The sequence below is a fragment of the Lacticaseibacillus manihotivorans DSM 13343 = JCM 12514 genome (assembly GCF_001435035.1).
GTDB classification, from domain to species: Bacteria; Bacillota; Bacilli; order Lactobacillales; family Lactobacillaceae; genus Lacticaseibacillus; species Lacticaseibacillus manihotivorans.
The window spans coordinates 50,683-65,841 of record NZ_AZEU01000018.1 but is presented as its reverse complement, the minus strand read 5'-3'; the positions used below and the strand labels follow the sequence as shown (position 1 = coordinate 65,841).

The 15,159-nt window shown below is 48.4% G+C and carries 18 protein-coding genes, 2 tRNA genes and 1 other annotated feature; of the genes, 18 read left to right on the top strand and 2 right to left on the bottom strand.

Annotation, left to right across the window (positions count from 1 at the left end; translation table 11 throughout):
- Window position 1: 1 nt before the first annotated feature.
- The 3 genes from FD01_RS01150 to glnA all read left to right on the top strand — a co-directional run bounded on the left by FD01_RS01150 (window position 2) and on the right by glnA (window position 3,246).
- Window positions 2-1,261 carry a methionine gamma-lyase family protein gene (locus tag FD01_RS01150; RefSeq protein WP_082611640.1) on the top strand — a complete coding sequence of 420 codons (1,260 nt, stop codon included), beginning with the start codon at window positions 2-4 and terminating at the stop codon, window positions 1,259-1,261.
- Between the two features lie 254 nt (window positions 1,262-1,515).
- Complete coding sequence (locus tag FD01_RS01145) at window positions 1,516-1,875, top strand: MerR family transcriptional regulator (RefSeq protein ID WP_054713784.1); 360 nt, start codon at window positions 1,516-1,518, stop codon at window positions 1,873-1,875.
- A gap of 27 nt (window positions 1,876-1,902) precedes the next feature.
- Window positions 1,903-3,246, top strand: a complete 1,344-nt coding sequence (gene glnA / locus FD01_RS01140) for a type I glutamate--ammonia ligase (RefSeq protein ID WP_056962316.1) — start codon at window positions 1,903-1,905, stop codon at window positions 3,244-3,246.
- A gap of 584 nt (window positions 3,247-3,830) precedes the next feature.
- On the opposite strand, the gene FD01_RS01135 is transcribed toward glnA, so the two are convergent.
- On the bottom strand, window positions 3,831-6,209 hold the full coding sequence (locus tag FD01_RS01135) for a Xaa-Pro dipeptidyl-peptidase (protein ID WP_056962315.1): 2,379 nt from the start codon (window positions 6,207-6,209) through the stop codon (window positions 3,831-3,833).
- Between the two features lie 116 nt (window positions 6,210-6,325).
- Here FD01_RS01135 and FD01_RS01130 point away from each other — a divergent pair.
- From FD01_RS01130 to FD01_RS01120, 4 genes are all read left to right on the top strand, one after another.
- Window positions 6,326-6,399 (top strand) — tRNA-Arg (locus FD01_RS01130).
- A gap of 84 nt (window positions 6,400-6,483) precedes the next feature.
- Window positions 6,484-6,557, top strand: a tRNA-Pro gene (locus FD01_RS01125).
- A gap of 177 nt (window positions 6,558-6,734) precedes the next feature.
- A complete protein-coding gene (locus FD01_RS16795; RefSeq protein ID WP_263853882.1) occupies window positions 6,735-6,857 on the top strand; it encodes a hypothetical protein in 123 nt (40 codons plus the stop codon).
- A gap of 117 nt (window positions 6,858-6,974) precedes the next feature.
- Complete coding sequence (locus tag FD01_RS01120; protein ID WP_054713781.1) at window positions 6,975-7,196, top strand: hypothetical protein; 222 nt, start codon at window positions 6,975-6,977, stop codon at window positions 7,194-7,196.
- A gap of 50 nt (window positions 7,197-7,246) precedes the next feature.
- Here FD01_RS01120 and FD01_RS01115 read toward each other — a convergent pair whose 3' ends face one another.
- Window positions 7,247-7,507: a hypothetical protein gene (locus tag FD01_RS01115; RefSeq protein ID WP_054713779.1), complete on the bottom strand. Its 261-nt coding sequence runs from the start codon at window positions 7,505-7,507 to the stop codon at window positions 7,247-7,249.
- 132 nt (window positions 7,508-7,639) lie between these two features.
- Window positions 7,640-7,709, top strand: a sequence feature (ribosomal protein L21 leader region).
- A 30-nt stretch (window positions 7,710-7,739) separates the two neighbouring features.
- On the opposite strand from FD01_RS01115, the gene rplU reads away from it, so the two are divergent.
- The 11 genes from rplU to FD01_RS01055 all read left to right on the top strand — a co-directional run bounded on the left by rplU (window position 7,740) and on the right by FD01_RS01055 (window position 15,152).
- A complete protein-coding gene (gene rplU / locus FD01_RS01110) occupies window positions 7,740-8,051 on the top strand; it encodes a 50S ribosomal protein L21 (protein WP_056962314.1) in 312 nt (103 codons plus the stop codon).
- 18 nt (window positions 8,052-8,069) lie between these two features.
- On the top strand, window positions 8,070-8,414 hold the full coding sequence (locus FD01_RS01105) for a ribosomal-processing cysteine protease Prp (RefSeq protein WP_054713777.1): 345 nt from the start codon (window positions 8,070-8,072) through the stop codon (window positions 8,412-8,414).
- 24 nt (window positions 8,415-8,438) lie between these two features.
- Window positions 8,439-8,729 (top strand): 50S ribosomal protein L27, encoded by a 291-nt coding sequence (gene rpmA / locus FD01_RS01100; protein WP_054713775.1) that lies wholly within the window; start codon window positions 8,439-8,441, stop codon window positions 8,727-8,729.
- A gap of 58 nt (window positions 8,730-8,787) precedes the next feature.
- Window positions 8,788-9,843 (top strand): M24 family metallopeptidase, encoded by a 1,056-nt coding sequence (locus tag FD01_RS01095; RefSeq protein WP_056962313.1) that lies wholly within the window; start codon window positions 8,788-8,790, stop codon window positions 9,841-9,843.
- Window positions 9,844-9,906: 63 nt separating this feature from the next.
- Window positions 9,907-10,464 carry an elongation factor P gene (efp, locus tag FD01_RS01090; protein WP_056962312.1) on the top strand — a complete coding sequence of 186 codons (558 nt, stop codon included), beginning with the start codon at window positions 9,907-9,909 and terminating at the stop codon, window positions 10,462-10,464.
- A 31-nt stretch (window positions 10,465-10,495) separates the two neighbouring features.
- Complete coding sequence (locus FD01_RS01085) at window positions 10,496-10,930, top strand: Asp23/Gls24 family envelope stress response protein (RefSeq protein WP_054713773.1); 435 nt, start codon at window positions 10,496-10,498, stop codon at window positions 10,928-10,930.
- A gap of 1 nt (window position 10,931) precedes the next feature.
- The gene (nusB, locus tag FD01_RS01080) at window positions 10,932-11,333 is read left to right on the top strand and encodes a transcription antitermination factor NusB (RefSeq protein WP_054713771.1); all 402 of its coding nucleotides are present in this window, start codon (window positions 10,932-10,934) and stop codon (window positions 11,331-11,333) included.
- Window positions 11,334-11,888: 555 nt separating this feature from the next.
- Window positions 11,889-12,746, top strand: a complete 858-nt coding sequence (gene folD / locus FD01_RS01070) for a bifunctional methylenetetrahydrofolate dehydrogenase/methenyltetrahydrofolate cyclohydrolase FolD (RefSeq protein ID WP_056962310.1) — start codon at window positions 11,889-11,891, stop codon at window positions 12,744-12,746.
- Window positions 12,733-14,085 (top strand): exodeoxyribonuclease VII large subunit, encoded by a 1,353-nt coding sequence (xseA, locus tag FD01_RS01065; RefSeq protein WP_056962309.1) that lies wholly within the window; start codon window positions 12,733-12,735, stop codon window positions 14,083-14,085. Before folD ends, xseA begins: the two co-directional genes overlap by 14 nt.
- The gene (locus FD01_RS01060; RefSeq protein WP_056962308.1) at window positions 14,078-14,299 is read left to right on the top strand and encodes an exodeoxyribonuclease VII small subunit; all 222 of its coding nucleotides are present in this window, start codon (window positions 14,078-14,080) and stop codon (window positions 14,297-14,299) included. The genes xseA and FD01_RS01060 overlap by 8 nt, the downstream gene beginning before the upstream one ends.
- On the top strand, window positions 14,259-15,152 hold the full coding sequence (locus tag FD01_RS01055; protein WP_225436238.1) for a polyprenyl synthetase family protein: 894 nt from the start codon (window positions 14,259-14,261) through the stop codon (window positions 15,150-15,152). Before FD01_RS01060 ends, FD01_RS01055 begins: the two co-directional genes overlap by 41 nt.
- The last annotated feature ends 7 nt before the right edge of the window (window positions 15,153-15,159 follow it).

Here is a 15,159-nt window from a genome sequence, read left to right as displayed (position 1 = left end):
TTTGAGTTGGAAAGATAACTTTGATCCGAAATTAATTTCGGTGGTCGATAAAGTCGATCAAAAAATTGCCCCACGCTTGGCGGAAATGGACGAGCAAATCGTCGAAAACCAAGCCAAGGTATTGCGCAGTTTTCAGGAACATAACGTCTCAGAAAGTGACTTATATGGGTCCACTGGCTACGGTCACAGCGATGAAGGCCGCGACAAACTTGAAGAAATTTATGCTGATGTGTTAGGTGGCGAAGACGCTTTAGTGCGTCCACAATTTGTTTCAGGGACGCATGCCATCGGAGTCGGTTTGCTCGGTTTGGTGCGCCCAGGGGATGAAATTTTATATATCACCGGCGAACCTTATGACACGCTGCAAGAAGTTTTAGGCTTGGCCGGCAACGGGATCGGCACGCCGAAAGAATATGGCATCAACGTCGATTATGTGGATTTGTTGCCTAACGGTGAAGTGGATCTTGAAGCGGTTAAAAAGCGCCTGCGTCCCGAAACCAAAGTGGTGGCTATTCAACGCTCTCGCGGTTATGCGACGCGCGATTCCTTCACCATCGCCAAAATTGCTGAAATGGTCAAAGCGGTTCGCAGCGTAAAGCCTGATGTGTGGATCTTTGCGGATAACGCCTATGGGGAATTCTCCGAAACTCAAGAACCAACCCATGTCGGCGTTGATGTGATCGCCGGTAGTTTGTTCAAGAATGCCGGCGGTGGTATGGCTAAAACCGGTGGCTACATTGTTGGGCGCAAAGATTTGATCGAACGCATCAGCTATCGCTTCACGGTGCCGGGTCTTGGTGGCGCTGAAGGGGCGACGTTTGGTTCCTTGCGCGATATGTTCCAAGGTTTCTTCATTTCCCCACAAACCACTGGTAATGCCATTAAAGGCGCCATTTTTGAAGCGGCGCTATTAGAAGAATTGGGCTTATCGGTCAGCCCAAAGTGGGATGCGCCGCGGACTGACTTGATTCAAACGGTCAACTTTGGCAATCCAGATGACATGATCAAGTTTGCCGCTGCCATCCAAGCCAACTCGCCGATCGATTCTTTCGTCACCCCAATTCCAGAAACCATGGCCGGGTATGAAGATCCCGTCATCATGGCAGGGGGGTCATTTGTGTCTGGCTCCACCACAGAATTCTCCGGGGATGGCCCATTGCGTGAACCTTACACCTTGTACATGCAAGGCGGGTTAACCTTTGCCCATGTGAAAGTGGCGATCATCGGGGCCGCCCAAGCCACCTTCTTTGATCAAAAATAATCGTGTGATTGGTTCAACTCTTGTCATGGAGTTGAACCTTTTTTGATTGGAAAACGATGAGGTCAATCTGGCACAATCATGAAGCGAAAATGTTAACCCCAACCAAGAACCTTGATAAAATCAGCCGAAACCCGAACATTGAAAACGATTCATTCACATTTTTTAGGATAGATGTTAGAATAGGTGACATTGACCGTTGACGGATAACGGTATGGTTGTTAGTATAATCCCTGTTATCGGAAGGAGGCCAAGTGATGCCAGACATCGGCGATTTACGCACGCGGTGTGTCCTACCAATTGGTACAGTGATCCAGTTGACGGATCTCACCGCGCGACAGATCAGATACTACGAAGCGCAAGACTTGGTTCACCCCGAACGCACGGCAGGCAATCACCGGATGTATTCGTTGAATCATATCGACACCTTACTTGAAATCAAAGGGCAATTGGCCGATGGTTTCACACTTGCCGATATTAAGCAGTTGATGCATCCGCGTCACCGTGAGCCTAACTCTGATGAAGAAGTTCGTCAGATGTTACGGGATGAATTGATGAATCAAAGTCGTTTGAATCAAGCCAACAATATCCGTCAGGGATTTGGTTTCCGGCCGTAACAACACACACAAAGGAGTTCAATAAGAATGGCAAAGAAGACGATCACCGCCGAAGCAATTCGACAAAGTGTCAAGGATGAAAATGTGAAGTTTTTGCGTTTGATGTTCACCGATGTTAACGGGATCATCAAAAACGTTGAAGTGCCGATTTCACAACTTGAGAAGGTCTTGAACAACAAGATCGCGTTTGATGGGTCTTCGATCGATGGCTTTGTCCGCATCGAAGAAAGTGATATGCGCTTGTACCCAGATTTTAATTCCTGGTTATTGTTCCCATGGGGCAATGAACACGGCAAAGTCGCACGCTTGATCTGCTCCGTGCACAAATCTGATGGGACTCCTTTTGCCGGCGACCCACGTAACAACTTGATCCGTGTGATCGACAAAATGAAAGCCGCTGGTTTCTCTGATTTCAACATCGGCCCAGAACCAGAATTCTTCTTATTCAAATTAGACGAAAATGGTCAACCAACCACCAAGCTCAACGATAAAGGCTCATACTTCGACTTTGCCCCATTGGACTTAGGTGAAAACTGCCGGCGTGATATCGTGTTGGAACTGGAAAAGATGGGCTTTGAAGTGGAAGCTTCTCACCATGAAGTTGCGCCTGGCCAACATGAAATCGACTTTAAGTACACCGACGCCTTGCAAGCTGCTGACAACATTCAAACTTTCAAGCTGGTGGTTAAGTCCATCGCGCGTCAATACAACTTGTATGCGACCTTCATGCCAAAGCCATTACAAGGCATCAACGGCTCAGGCATGCACATCAACATGTCCTTGTTCAAAGATGACAAAACCAACGTCTTCTTTGATGAAAATGGTGAAGATCAATTATCCACCACTTCCAAGCACTTCTTGGCGGGCTTGTTGGAACACGCACGTGGCTTGACCGCCATCAACAACCCAACGGTCAACTCCTACAAGCGTTTGGTCCCAGGCTTTGAAGCCCCAGTTTACATCGCTTGGTCTGGTACCAACCGTTCGCCATTGATCCGCGTCCCACAATCTCGCGGTTTAGGTACCCGTTTGGAATTGCGTTCTGTTGATCCAACAGCTAACCCATACTTAGCCATTGCCGCTATTTTGGAAGCTGGCCTTGATGGGATCGGCAACGGCTTGACTCCAGAAGATGCCATCGATCGCAACATCTACCGGATGCAAGACGACGAACGCAAAGCTAACCATATCCAAGATTTGCCTTCCACTTTGCACAACGCCTTGAAAGCTTTAGCTGCTGATCCAGTGGTTAAAGGTGCGCTTGGCCCGCATTTGTATCAATCCTTTAAAGATTCTAAGGATCTTGAATGGGCTGCATATCGTCAATCCGTTTCTGAATGGGAACGCGATCAATACCTTGAACTTTATTAATGTGTGGGGAAGCCTCGTTGAAAAGCGAGGCTTTTTTACTGCGCTGCAGTCAGGTTATTTTTTATGAAAAACGTTTATAACTGTTAGTCTTGTCAGGGTGGAACGCGGGTGGTAAACTAAACGCGTTAACAAGGTGGAGAAAGCAACTTAGCGCACGCTGCTTGAAACTCTTCGCAACGGGGGGCAGATCCCCGCAAACCCCGTGAGACTGATCCGCAGTGGCCCAGCTTAATTGTTGGTAGTCATTGGATCTCTAGCATCAGAAGTGCCGGCACTGAGGGGTTCCTTAAGGAGCTCATTTGATCACACCGGATCGATTTCCCCATGGTGACATGGGAAGCAAGTGACGCCTGTATCCGAAAGGCAATGCAGAGCTGATTAGGCGTTAAAGTGGGTTAGGGCCAATCCCCCAGGCTTACGCAGACACGGGCTTGGATACATGAGATGACTGCATGAACGTAACTGAATCGGCATCAACGCCGCAGATCCACGAAATAGGCAACTGTTTCGTGGATTTGTTGTGCTTTCAGCTGTAGGCATTAAAAAAACCGCCACTCAAATTTTTTGAGCAGCGGTTTGACTAGTTAACGCAAAGGTAGTTTCAAGAAAGAATTGGCGAAATCTAAATGATAGTTGACCACGGCAGTCGGACGAATGGTTTGCGCCATGTCGGCACCATGAATGATCAAGGCCAATTGGCGGCCTGCCGGTAACACGTAATGTGTGGGTTGCAAGGCGAAGTGAACGTTAAAGGGTTCGCCTGGCGTAACAGTTTGAATTTCATAAGCATTCACAGGATTTTGGACGTTGACGTGGCCGTAGCTGATCAACTTGGCCGCAGTGGCTTTGGCCGGCGCAAATTCGACAATATCTTGGGTTTTGAAATCATAGCCGAGTTGATAGCCGTCACGTGCAACGATGCTGGCAGTTTCACCAAAACGTTGGGCCTCACCTAAGTCGATCAACCGCACACTTAAAATGGCGGTTGGCGCATCGATCCAAAGCTTCAGGCTGATTTCAGGGGTCCCATCCAAGATTAAATCGTGATCAAGTGGCACTTGCGTCAACCACAAGCGACTATCGGCATAAGCACTGGTAGGCTGAATGATTGCTTGTTCAAAACTAGCGCTGGTGTCGTGCTCGGATTTGAAAGTGGCAGTGGCATTGTCAGCAAAACTGGACCGTTCGCTGGTCCAGTCGCTGGCCAAGTTCAAAGTGCGTGTCTGAGAAGGGCCAAAAGCGGCGTATTGATGCCAAGTTTGGGGTTCAACGTTATCTTGCACTTGCACATTAGGAATCGTATCGTTGGCACCGTTATCGACATCAAGCAGCTTGTTGGTCAACCACAGATTCATTTGATCAGTGAAATCAAGTGACTGCACATTGTTCAAATAGACGTGCTGACCTTGATGTAAGAACAGCTTTTTCTGGATTGGTAAATTTTTGAGACCGTTGAACAACCGGATCACATTGGCGGGTTTGACATTGGTATCATTTAAACCATGCACAGAAACAATGTCACAGCGAATATCGTTGAGGTGATTGCGATAGTTGCGCGCATCCCACCAGGCGTTGTAATCGCCAGTGGTGCGGTCTTGGGCCGAACTGATGGCGTGCAAAGACGCTTCCCATTTCGCTTGAATGCCTAACATATCACCAGCTTGTTTCAAACGAGAAAAAGTATCCACAGCTAAGACATCCGCATCTTCACCTTGGAAACCGCCTGGGGCGACGACCAAACCGTTTTCGCGGTAGTAATCGTACCAACTGGAAATAGCGGCTTCAGAAATGACGGTTTTTAGTCCTTCAACACCGCTGGTGGCAGCGGCAATGGCCAGCGTCCCGAGATAAGATTTCCCAGTCATGGCGATCTTGTGGTTGCACCACCAGGCTTTGATGGTCGTCGTGCGGGTACGATCGGTGAACGCGCGGCGTGAGCCATTGAGCCATTCGATCACTGCGACAGCACTAGCAGTTTCACTAGGGCCGCCGACACTGCGCAAGCCGTCAGAGCCTTGGGTGCCGACGCCTGCGGAATAAACCGTCGCAAAGCCGCGGCTTAAGAAATAATCATTTAAGCTATAGATTCCGTTTTCACTGGCGTAGCTGGTGGCAGTTTGAGTTTCACCACTTGCTTGTGCGCGAGGCAGATCCAAAGGCTCAGGTTCATGATAAGTGACGTCTGCTTTAGTGTGACTTTGCGTTTTGACGACGAGGTTTGGTTCAGGAATATGCGTTGCGGCTTCAACTTGCTCATCGTTGGTGCCATGGAAGTAAGGGTTGGCAGTGAACAAGGCCGGCATTTTGGTGCCGAGATCAGTGGCTTTCGGCCGAAAAATGGTGGTTTCGAGTAAGTCGCGTTGGCCATCTTCATCAGTATCTAGATCGGATTCCACCCAAACGACTTCGCGGATCAACTGGCGCGGATCAAACACGGCTTGACTTTTACCGTTGAAAAATAAATATTGCGGGGTTTGTTTGTCAGCTTGAAAATCTTCGAAGAACCCGCGGTTGGCGAGATCATCGAGGTAAGTGACCAGTTTTGGCGTGCGTGTATTTAATAGAAGATATAACGCCTCAAGAAAAGTCGTTGTGGTGGCAAGATCCGCGTCAACCGTTGGTAATTGGGCGTTTTGCATTTGGGCGATTGACTTTGCCAAGTTTTTGAACTCAGGATGAAAGCCCAGCAACTGCAAGGCGACGGCATAAAATTGGGTACGCGTCATGCTGGTGGGTTCAGTGTCTAACCAAGTGGCCAAGGTTTGGTGATCGTCGACAGCGACAGCTTTCAGTGCTTGAGCTTGTTGGGTAGCATTCAACGCTTCTGGAAACAACAGGCGATAATTTTTGGCGAGGCTTTGGGCAAAAGGTAAGTCAGGATCCGCGTCAAAGCCGATCAGATCGAGTTCTTTAAGTTGCGTGGCCGTATTCGGGGTCAGGCGGCCGAATTGATTGAGTTTCATTGCATGTTCCTCATTTCGTTCACATGATACTGTTAGTGTAGCGAACGCCTAGGCGTGGTGCAAGCGATTTGAATTGACAGCGGTGATTTGAATATTTATACTAATATGATGAAAACGTGCTAGTAGCTCAGTTGGATAGAGCAATGGTCTTCTAAACCATTTGTCGCGGGTTCGAATCCCGCCTGGCACATTTTTACCGGTTTCATGAAAATTGTTGTTGGCATTTTCATGAATAGCTGGTAAGATAGATTTCGGCGATAAGCCAAGACCTTTTCGGGAAATAGCTCAGCTTGGTAGAGCACCTGGTTTGGGACCAGGGGGTCGCAGGTTCGAATCCTGTTTTCCCGACTAATGAACGAGATCAGCCTGAGACTTCAGGCTGATTTTTTTGTCGCCAAAATTTGTTAAACTGATTCTTGTCGTTAATTAAACGAATAATACTTGACGGTCTTACTTTTATAAAGTATTATAAGTACATCGCTACCGAAAGACCATTCACGTATTAACCGAATGGAGGTAATATTTATGACTTATCGAATTCAACTCGATATGACCACACAACAATTCATCGCTATCGACACCCAAAACCAACATCACACTGGTACTGGGCGCACGATCGAACAAGCTGTGGCCAAACTTAAAGCTTAAGCTTCAGGCCGGACTTGTCCGGTCTTTTTTTATGCGGTAAAATAAAGGTCCTTGGCAGGGGCAGGCGCGAGAATCTTTCGCGCCGGTTTTTGTAAACCAGTACTTGGAGGCGCAATCATGAAATCACAAAAGGCGTTACGCAAACTCTTAAAAGCCAAACAACCGCAATATGAAACTTGGCAATTGACCTTCACGGATGGCACCACGGTTCAACACCGCTTCAAGCTTGCGGATCATGATGAGATCTTCAAGCAATTGCGGGATAAGCAAGGCAGTGTTGATACCAGTGATGGCCATCATTATGATTTTTCTGACTTGATCCGCTTTGAATGGCATTAAAAATAGGAGGCCCAGATGAATGCCATCTGAGCCTCCTATTTTAGAATGATTTAACGTGAATGGGCGGAGCGTCCGCTGCGCAACCAATAGCGCAAGCCGAACAACCCAGCGATAATGAGAATCATCCATAATATGTATAAAATCATAAACGTGCTATGCCAAGTGAACATGGCGCCTGCAATCAACGCGAGGATCAAGGCCGTAAACAAACCGGTGATGAGATTAAGTGGCGTTGGGATGCGGGCGATGATCGTCACTAACAACCCAGCGGTGATCACGAAGATCAAGATGTCGATCAATGCGATAAGCATGGTGCGCCCCCTTTTTTTCTTATAGTATACCGATGATTACGAAACTCGACAAGCACGTGTCAAGAGAATTTTCTTTGCAGGGTTGAATCACCGGTCATTATTTGATACAATCTTTCTGTTGTATTTGTCACCCCTCATCTGCAACCGCACAACGTTAGGTTTCAAAGCACAGCACCTAACTTGGCGAGTCATCAGGGGATTAAGCCTACGGGCAAAACAGGAGGTGCACAAGATGTACGCAATTATCAAAACTGGCGGTAAGCAATACAAAGCGCAGGTGGGCGAAGCTCTCTACGTTGAAAAGCTGGACGCAGAACAAGGTGCAACAGTTACCTTTGACCAAGTGATCTTGGTTGCAGGCGAAGGCGACGCCAAGATCGGCACACCAACGATCGACGGCGCAACTGTTACTGGTAAAGTTGAGAAGCAAGGCCGTGAAAAGAAGGTCGTTACCTTCAAATACAAGCCTAAGAAGCATTCCCATCAAAAGAAGGGTCATCGTCAACCTTATACCAAAGTTGTCATTGACGCGATCAACGCTTAATTAAAAAAGGCAAAATACATGATCAAAGCACGCTTTACCCGTGATAGCCATGGGAACTTGGTCAAATTCAAGTTGACTGGGCACGCCGATGCAGGTGAGTATGGACAAGATATTGTTTGTGCTGCTGTATCAGCGGTGTCGATCGGCGCCGTCAATGGGGTCGAAGCCTTAGCGGGTTTCACGCCTTCTGTCGATGCTGATGAAGTCAACGGCGGTCACTTACAATTGGTGATCGACCAAGAATTGACCGGCGAACAAATGCATATCACGCAGATCCTGCTGGAAAACCTTGAGTTATCCATGCAGAGCATCGCTGAATCGTATGGCGATTATGTTCAGATCGAAACTTCTAATCAATCCTAATTCTACATTCGGAGGTGTATCCACATGTTAAAGATGAACTTGCAATTCTTCTCTCACCATAAAGGGGGCGGCTCGACTTCCAACGGCCGTAACTCCGCTGGTCGTCGTCTGGGCGCTAAGCGTGCTGACGGCCAAACCGTTTTGGCAGGGAACATCTTGTACCGTCAACGCGGCACGAAGATCCATCCGGGTCTGAACGTCGGTATCGGCGGCGATGATACCCTTTTTGCTAAAGCTGATGGCGTCGTTAAATTCGAACGTCTTGGCCGCGACAAAAAGCAAGTATCCGTTTATCCAGCAGCACAAGCTGAATAATCACGGAACGCTCCGGCGACGGGGCGTTTTTTTGGTTTCTAGTTTACGGAGGCGGCATATGAGTCGATTATCGCGATTGCGCGACTTACTCGTAGCAAAACATTTGGATGGCTTGTTGGTGTCTGATCCAGTCAACGTCAGTTATTTGACTGGCTTTACTGGCGATGAATCAGCGCTTTTGGTAACGGCAGACGACAGCTTGTTTATCACCGATTCGCGCTTCACCACCCAATTTCACCAACAAGTCCACAACAGTCACTTGGTGTTGCATCAAGACCACTTGTTGAGCGCGGCTTCAGAACATGCAACCGGGACAGTTGGGTTTGAAGCTGAGTATATGACTTACGCTGATTTCATGAAGTTGCAAGGGCCAGCGAAATGGCAGCCAACCACAGATTTGGTTTCTGGGTTGCGTGAAGTCAAAGATGATGCGGAACTTGCGAACATCAAACAAGCCATCACGATTGCCGAAGCGGGCTACAAGCATGTGCTTGACACTATCCGCCCTGGCATGACGGAGATCCAAGTCGCCAATGACTTAGATCAGTTTATGAAAAGCTTAGGCGCTTCAGGGACTAGCTTTGAAACCATTGTCGCCAGCGGCTTGCGCTCTGCGATGCCGCATGGGATGGCCAGCGATAAGGTCATTGAAGCTGGCGATATGGTGACGTTGGACTGGGGTGCGGTGTATCATGGGTATGTGTCTGATATTACCCGCACGTTTGTCATGGGCCATGCCACCCCTGAACTAGAAAAAATCTACCACGTGGTTTATGAAGCAAACTTGGCCACCACCAAACAAATGCGCGCTGGTGTCTTAGGCAAAACGATCAATGAATTTGCTCATCATTTTATTGATGATGAAGGCTACGGCGAATATTTTGGCCATGGTACCGGACATGGTATCGGCATGTCGATTCATGAAGGCCCAGGCGCTTGGGGCCCTTATCGTGAAGTCCCACAAGCTGTTGGTAATGTTGAAACAGTCGAGCCTGGTATTTATGTACCATGTGTTGGAGGTGTGCGTATCGAAGACGATATTTTGATCACAGCTGATGATCCGATCGTGCTCACGTCACAAGCCCCGCCGACCCTAGTGGTCGTGCCGGTTTGACTTGCGTGCGTGACACCTGCTTGCTATAGTTAATCTAGTACGAGACAATAATGGAGGAAACACATGATTTCTGTTAACGATTTTAAAAATGGCTTGACCATCGAAGTCGATGGGGCCTTATGGCGGGTTGTGGAATTTCAACACGTTAAGCCTGGTAAAGGTTCTGCGTTTGTTCGTTCCACGTTGAAAAGCCTTGAAACTGGCGCGGTTCAGGAAATGACTTTCCGCTCCACTGCCAAAGTTGAAAAGGCCCAAATCGACACCAAGACCATGCAATATTTATATGCTGACGGCGACTCGTACGTCTTCATGGATATGGAAACCTACGAACAATTGAGTTTGCCAGGTGACGAGATCCAAGAACAACTGAAGTATATGAAAGAAAACATGGAAGTGAAGATCATCATGCACGGTGCCCAAACGCTTGGCGTTGAAGTGCCTAACACGGTGGACCTCGAGGTTAAAGCCACTGAACCTGGTATTCGTGGGAATACTTCTTCAGGTGGTTCCAAGCCTGCTACCATGGAAACTGGCTTAGTGGTTCAAGTGCCATTTTTCGTTAACGAAGGTGATATGTTGACCATTAACACGCAAGACGGTACGTACATTTCACGTGCTTAATCATTTTTAAAACGCTCAAGGAGGCTGCCTTATGGCTGAAGATACAAATATCATCCTGGCAAATCGCACGGATGCAGACGGGTCCATCGAAATTGTGCCAGAAGTACTAGAAGTGATTTTAGGGATCGCCGCACAACAAGTGGATGGGGTCTACCAAATGCGTGGCAGCCTCGCCAGCACCATCAATGCGTGGTTTGGTCGCGCTAATCATGGCAAAGGCGTCGAACTCACAGTTGATAACGACACGTTGATCGCAGACGTTTACGTTTACTTGGATTATGGCGTGGCTGTCCCTAAAGTGGCCATGGTGATGCAAGAATCTTTGCGCGAACAACTGCTTTACATGACTGATTTGACCTTGGCTGAAGTCAATGTCCACGTGGTCGGCGTGGTGCCTGAAAAAGCACCTAAGATCGATCCAGAAGATCTGTTCAAAGACACTGATGAAAACGAGGAAGACGATTAACATGTTAGGCAGACACGACGCGCGCGAAGCTGCATTCAAAGCTTTGTTCGCCTTAAACGCAAATCCAGACGCTGATCGGGAAACGGTCAACGTCGATGCATTACCAGCTGGAGAGGAAACGCCTAGCTACATGACTGAGTTAGTTGATGGCGTTTTGGCCCATCAAGCAGAACTCGATGCTGCCATCACCACGCGCTTAAAAGCCGGTTGGCGGATCGACCGCTTGACCAAACCAGATTTGATCACGCTACGCTTGGGCTTGTATGAGATCCAATACGAACCGATTCCTGACAAAGTGGCGATCGATGAAGCCATTGAGTTAGCGAAGAAATACAGTGATGACAAAGCCGCGAAGTTTGTCAACGGCATTTTGGCTCACTTTGTTAAACCAGATCAGAAATGATCGTTGGCCGGGATGCGACAGCATTCCCGGCTTTTCGTATTTTTAGGCGGATAATATTTTTTCAATGCACGAGTATTGACTGACTTGTAATGCCGATGGCCAAGCATCACTACGGTGAACTGGACCAGTTGCCGTGCGGCCGGCTGCAGCGCTCGAACCAAAACCGTTCGAGGCGCTTACGCCTAAAAAATGAACCGAAGAAAGGCACTTCGTTTCATTTTTTGCCGGTGAAATCTGCACATGCCGCCAAAAAAAGCGGCGTCATGTTTGATTTCACTGCCACAGGCAATGGTCCAGTTCACCTCCGCGATGTTTTGCCATCTGCGGAAGTGACTGATCAAGAATCGATGACTTGAACGTGATCGTCATTCACAATTAGTGATTGTCGTGCAATTGGCACAATTTGATTCAGGTGTAGCTTGTAAGCGGGATCGAAGGACGCATTCAGCGGCTCAGGAGGTGGGTCGCTGACAGTTCACGCATAAGCGTTGGACTGAATATGCAATCACAATGTATAATATTAATGGTATGGGTAAACCCTAGGAGGGCACAATCGTGACGACAGTACTTGACGGCAAACAAACTGCCAACGACTTAATGATCGCATTAAAGCAAACAGTTGATGAATTAAAAACCAAAGGCGTTACGCCAGGCTTAGCGGTGATCTTAGTGGGTGAAGATCCAGCCAGCGCGATTTACGTGCGCAACAAGCATCGCCGAGCTGATGGCTTGGGCATTCGTTCCCTGCAGATCAGCATGCCAAAAACCACGACAGAAACTGAGTTGTTAAACAAAATTGAGGAACTCAATGAAGATCCAACCATCGATGGCATTTTGGTGCAATTACCATTACCTGCAGACATCGATGAACAAAAGGTGATCGAAGCTATCGATCCGAATAAAGACGTCGACGGCTTCCACCCGATGAATGTTGGGAAGCTTTGGACCAATATGCCGCAAGTTGTCGCCTCGACACCTTACGGGATCATGACGCTATTAGATCATTACCATATCGATGTCACTGGGATGAATGCCGTGATCGTCGGGCGTTCCAACATTGTGGGTCGGCCGATGGCGGCGTTGTTGTTGAATCATTCCGCAACGGTCACCATTGCACATTCTAAAACCAAAGACTTGGCTAAAGTTTGTGCACAAGCCGATTTGTTGGTGGTCGCTACCGGACGCGCCGAAATGATCACGGCAGACATGGTGAAACCTGGCGCCATTGTGATCGATGTTGGCATGGATCGCAATGCGGAAGGTAAGTTAGTTGGGGATGTAAATTATGCCCAAGTGGCCCCGATCGCCAGTGCAATCACCCCAGTGCCAGGTGGTGTTGGCCCGATGACCATCGCGAGTTTAATGTTACAAACAGTCGAATTAGCAAAGAGGCGAGTGCATGCCGACGCATGAATATCTCAGTGTCACCACGCTATCAGCGTATTTACAACGCAAATTTGATCAAGATCCGTACTTGGGCCGGGTTTATTTAACTGGCGAATTATCGAATTTTCGTTTGCGGCCTGGGCATCAGTATTTTTCCTTAAAAGATGATCATGCCAAAATTTCGGCAGTGATGTTTAAGTCTGCTTTCAGTAAACTCAAATTCACCCCAGAATCTGGGATGAAAGTGTTAGTAGTTGGGCGTGTGACGATGTATGCAGCCAGTGGCCAATATCAAATCGTCATCGAACACATGGAACCAGATGGCGTCGGGGCTTTTTATCAAGCCTATGAGCAACTTAAAGCCAAGCTTGAAAAAGCGGGGGCCTTTGCCCAAAATCAGCGCCCTTTGCGGCAATTTCCGACTAAGGTGGCTGTGATCACGAGTCCCAGTGGTGCGGTGATCCAAGATATTCGCACCACCGTTGCCCGACGCTACCCTGGATTGCAATTAACTCTTTACCCTGCTGTGGTGCAAGGGGATGGCTCGGCTAAAGACTTGGTGCGGCAATTGCATCGCGTCGCTGAAAATGGCGATTATGATGCGGTGATCATCGGCCGTGGTGGGGGTTCGATCGAAGACTTGTGGCCGTTTAATGATGAAACGGTGGCGCAGGCCGTGCTTGAAATGCCGATGCCGGTCGTGTCGTCAGTTGGGCATGAAACCGACACGACTATTGTGGATTTTGTGGCTGATCATCGCGCCGCAACGCCAACTGCTGCCGCTGAGTTGGTGACGCCAGTGACTTTGGTGGATGCGCTCAATGGCATTGCGCAATACCGCAGTCGCATTACTGCCGCCATGCAAAATCGCTTAACGGCATTGCAAGAGCGCCTGGCCCGCAGTCAAAAAAGTGTGGTTTTGACCCAACCGAATCGTTTATATGATCAATATGTGCAACAAGTGGATCAACTGCGCACCCGCTTAAATCAAGTGATGCAAAGTCAATTAGACGTTTTGGCCCATCGGGTGTCCTTGTGTCGCACAGCCTTGGCGCCGCGAAACTTACAATTGCGCTTAAATACGCAAGCCCAAGTGGTGCAACAACTGCGCCAGCGCTTAAATCAAGCAACGGCAGTGGAATTAACGAATAAACGTCAAGCGATGCAATCAGCGGTGGCTGGCTTGGATCATTTGAGTCCGTTGAAGATCTTAGGCCGAGGATACACCTATGTCACCGATGAAAATGGTAAAATGTTAAAAGCAACGGCTGATTATCAAGTCGACTCGGCAGTGACCATTCACACCCAAGATGGTGAAGTTACCGCGCGGGTGTTAAATGCAAAGGAGAACAACGCAAATGGCTGAACCAACATTTGAAGACAACTTAGCGCAACTGGAAAAAATCGTCGCGCAATTGGAACAAGGGGATGTGCCTTTGGAACAAGCCTTGGCCCAATTTAAAACCGGTGTCCAATTGTCCCAAAAACTCGAAACCACCCTGAAAGACGCGGAACAAGCGGTCACCAAAGAAGTCACTGATGACGGTGCTGTCAAAGCGTTTGATCCAGATCATGCTTAAGCCAGAGACTGAGGCGTACAAACCCTTAGTGATGGCGACCCTTGACGCCCATTTAAATACCATCACCACCAAATCGTTGCAAGACGCCATGCGGTATTCATTGTTCGCTGGTGGTAAACGGCTACGCCCATTATTGTTGCTCGCGACAGTGGCCAGCTTTGATAGTTCAGTCGCAGACGCGATGCTAGCAGCGGCTGGGTTAGAGTGTTTGCACACTTATTCGTTGATCCATGATGATCTGCCCGCCATGGACAATGATGATTTGCGCCGCGGCAATCCGACGAGTCATAAAAAATTTGGTGAAGCGCTAGCGATTTTAGCTGGAGATGGCTTGCAATCATCGGCATTTGAATTGCTGAGCCAAACCAAAACCAGTCCCGCCCAGTTGGCCAAGTGTTTGCAACTATTTGCGCAAGCTGTTGGCGCCAATGGCATGGTCGGCGGGCAAGTGTTGGATATTGAAGGCGAACATCACCATTTAAGCTTAGCTGAGCTCAAGCACTTGCACGCTTTAAAAACTGGGGCCTTGCTCGCGACTGCGGTGGATATGGGGGCGGTGTTAGCCCAAGTGTCGTCAGCGGATGCGCAAGCCTTGCATCAGTTTGCCGCCAGTTTTGGGTTAGCTTTTCAGATCCAAGATGATATCAATGACCGTACCAAATCCACCCAAGCCCTTGGCAAAACGGCAAACAAAGATATCGCTGAAGCTAAGAACACTTATCCAGCCCTTTTAGGATTGGATGGGGCGCGCGCGGCCTTAGCTGAACAAGTCCAACAAGCACAGGATGCGTTGGCGCAACTGTCCAAACCGGTACCAGAACTAGCTGCATTTTTAACGTATTTTGACGCATAAGAAGAGG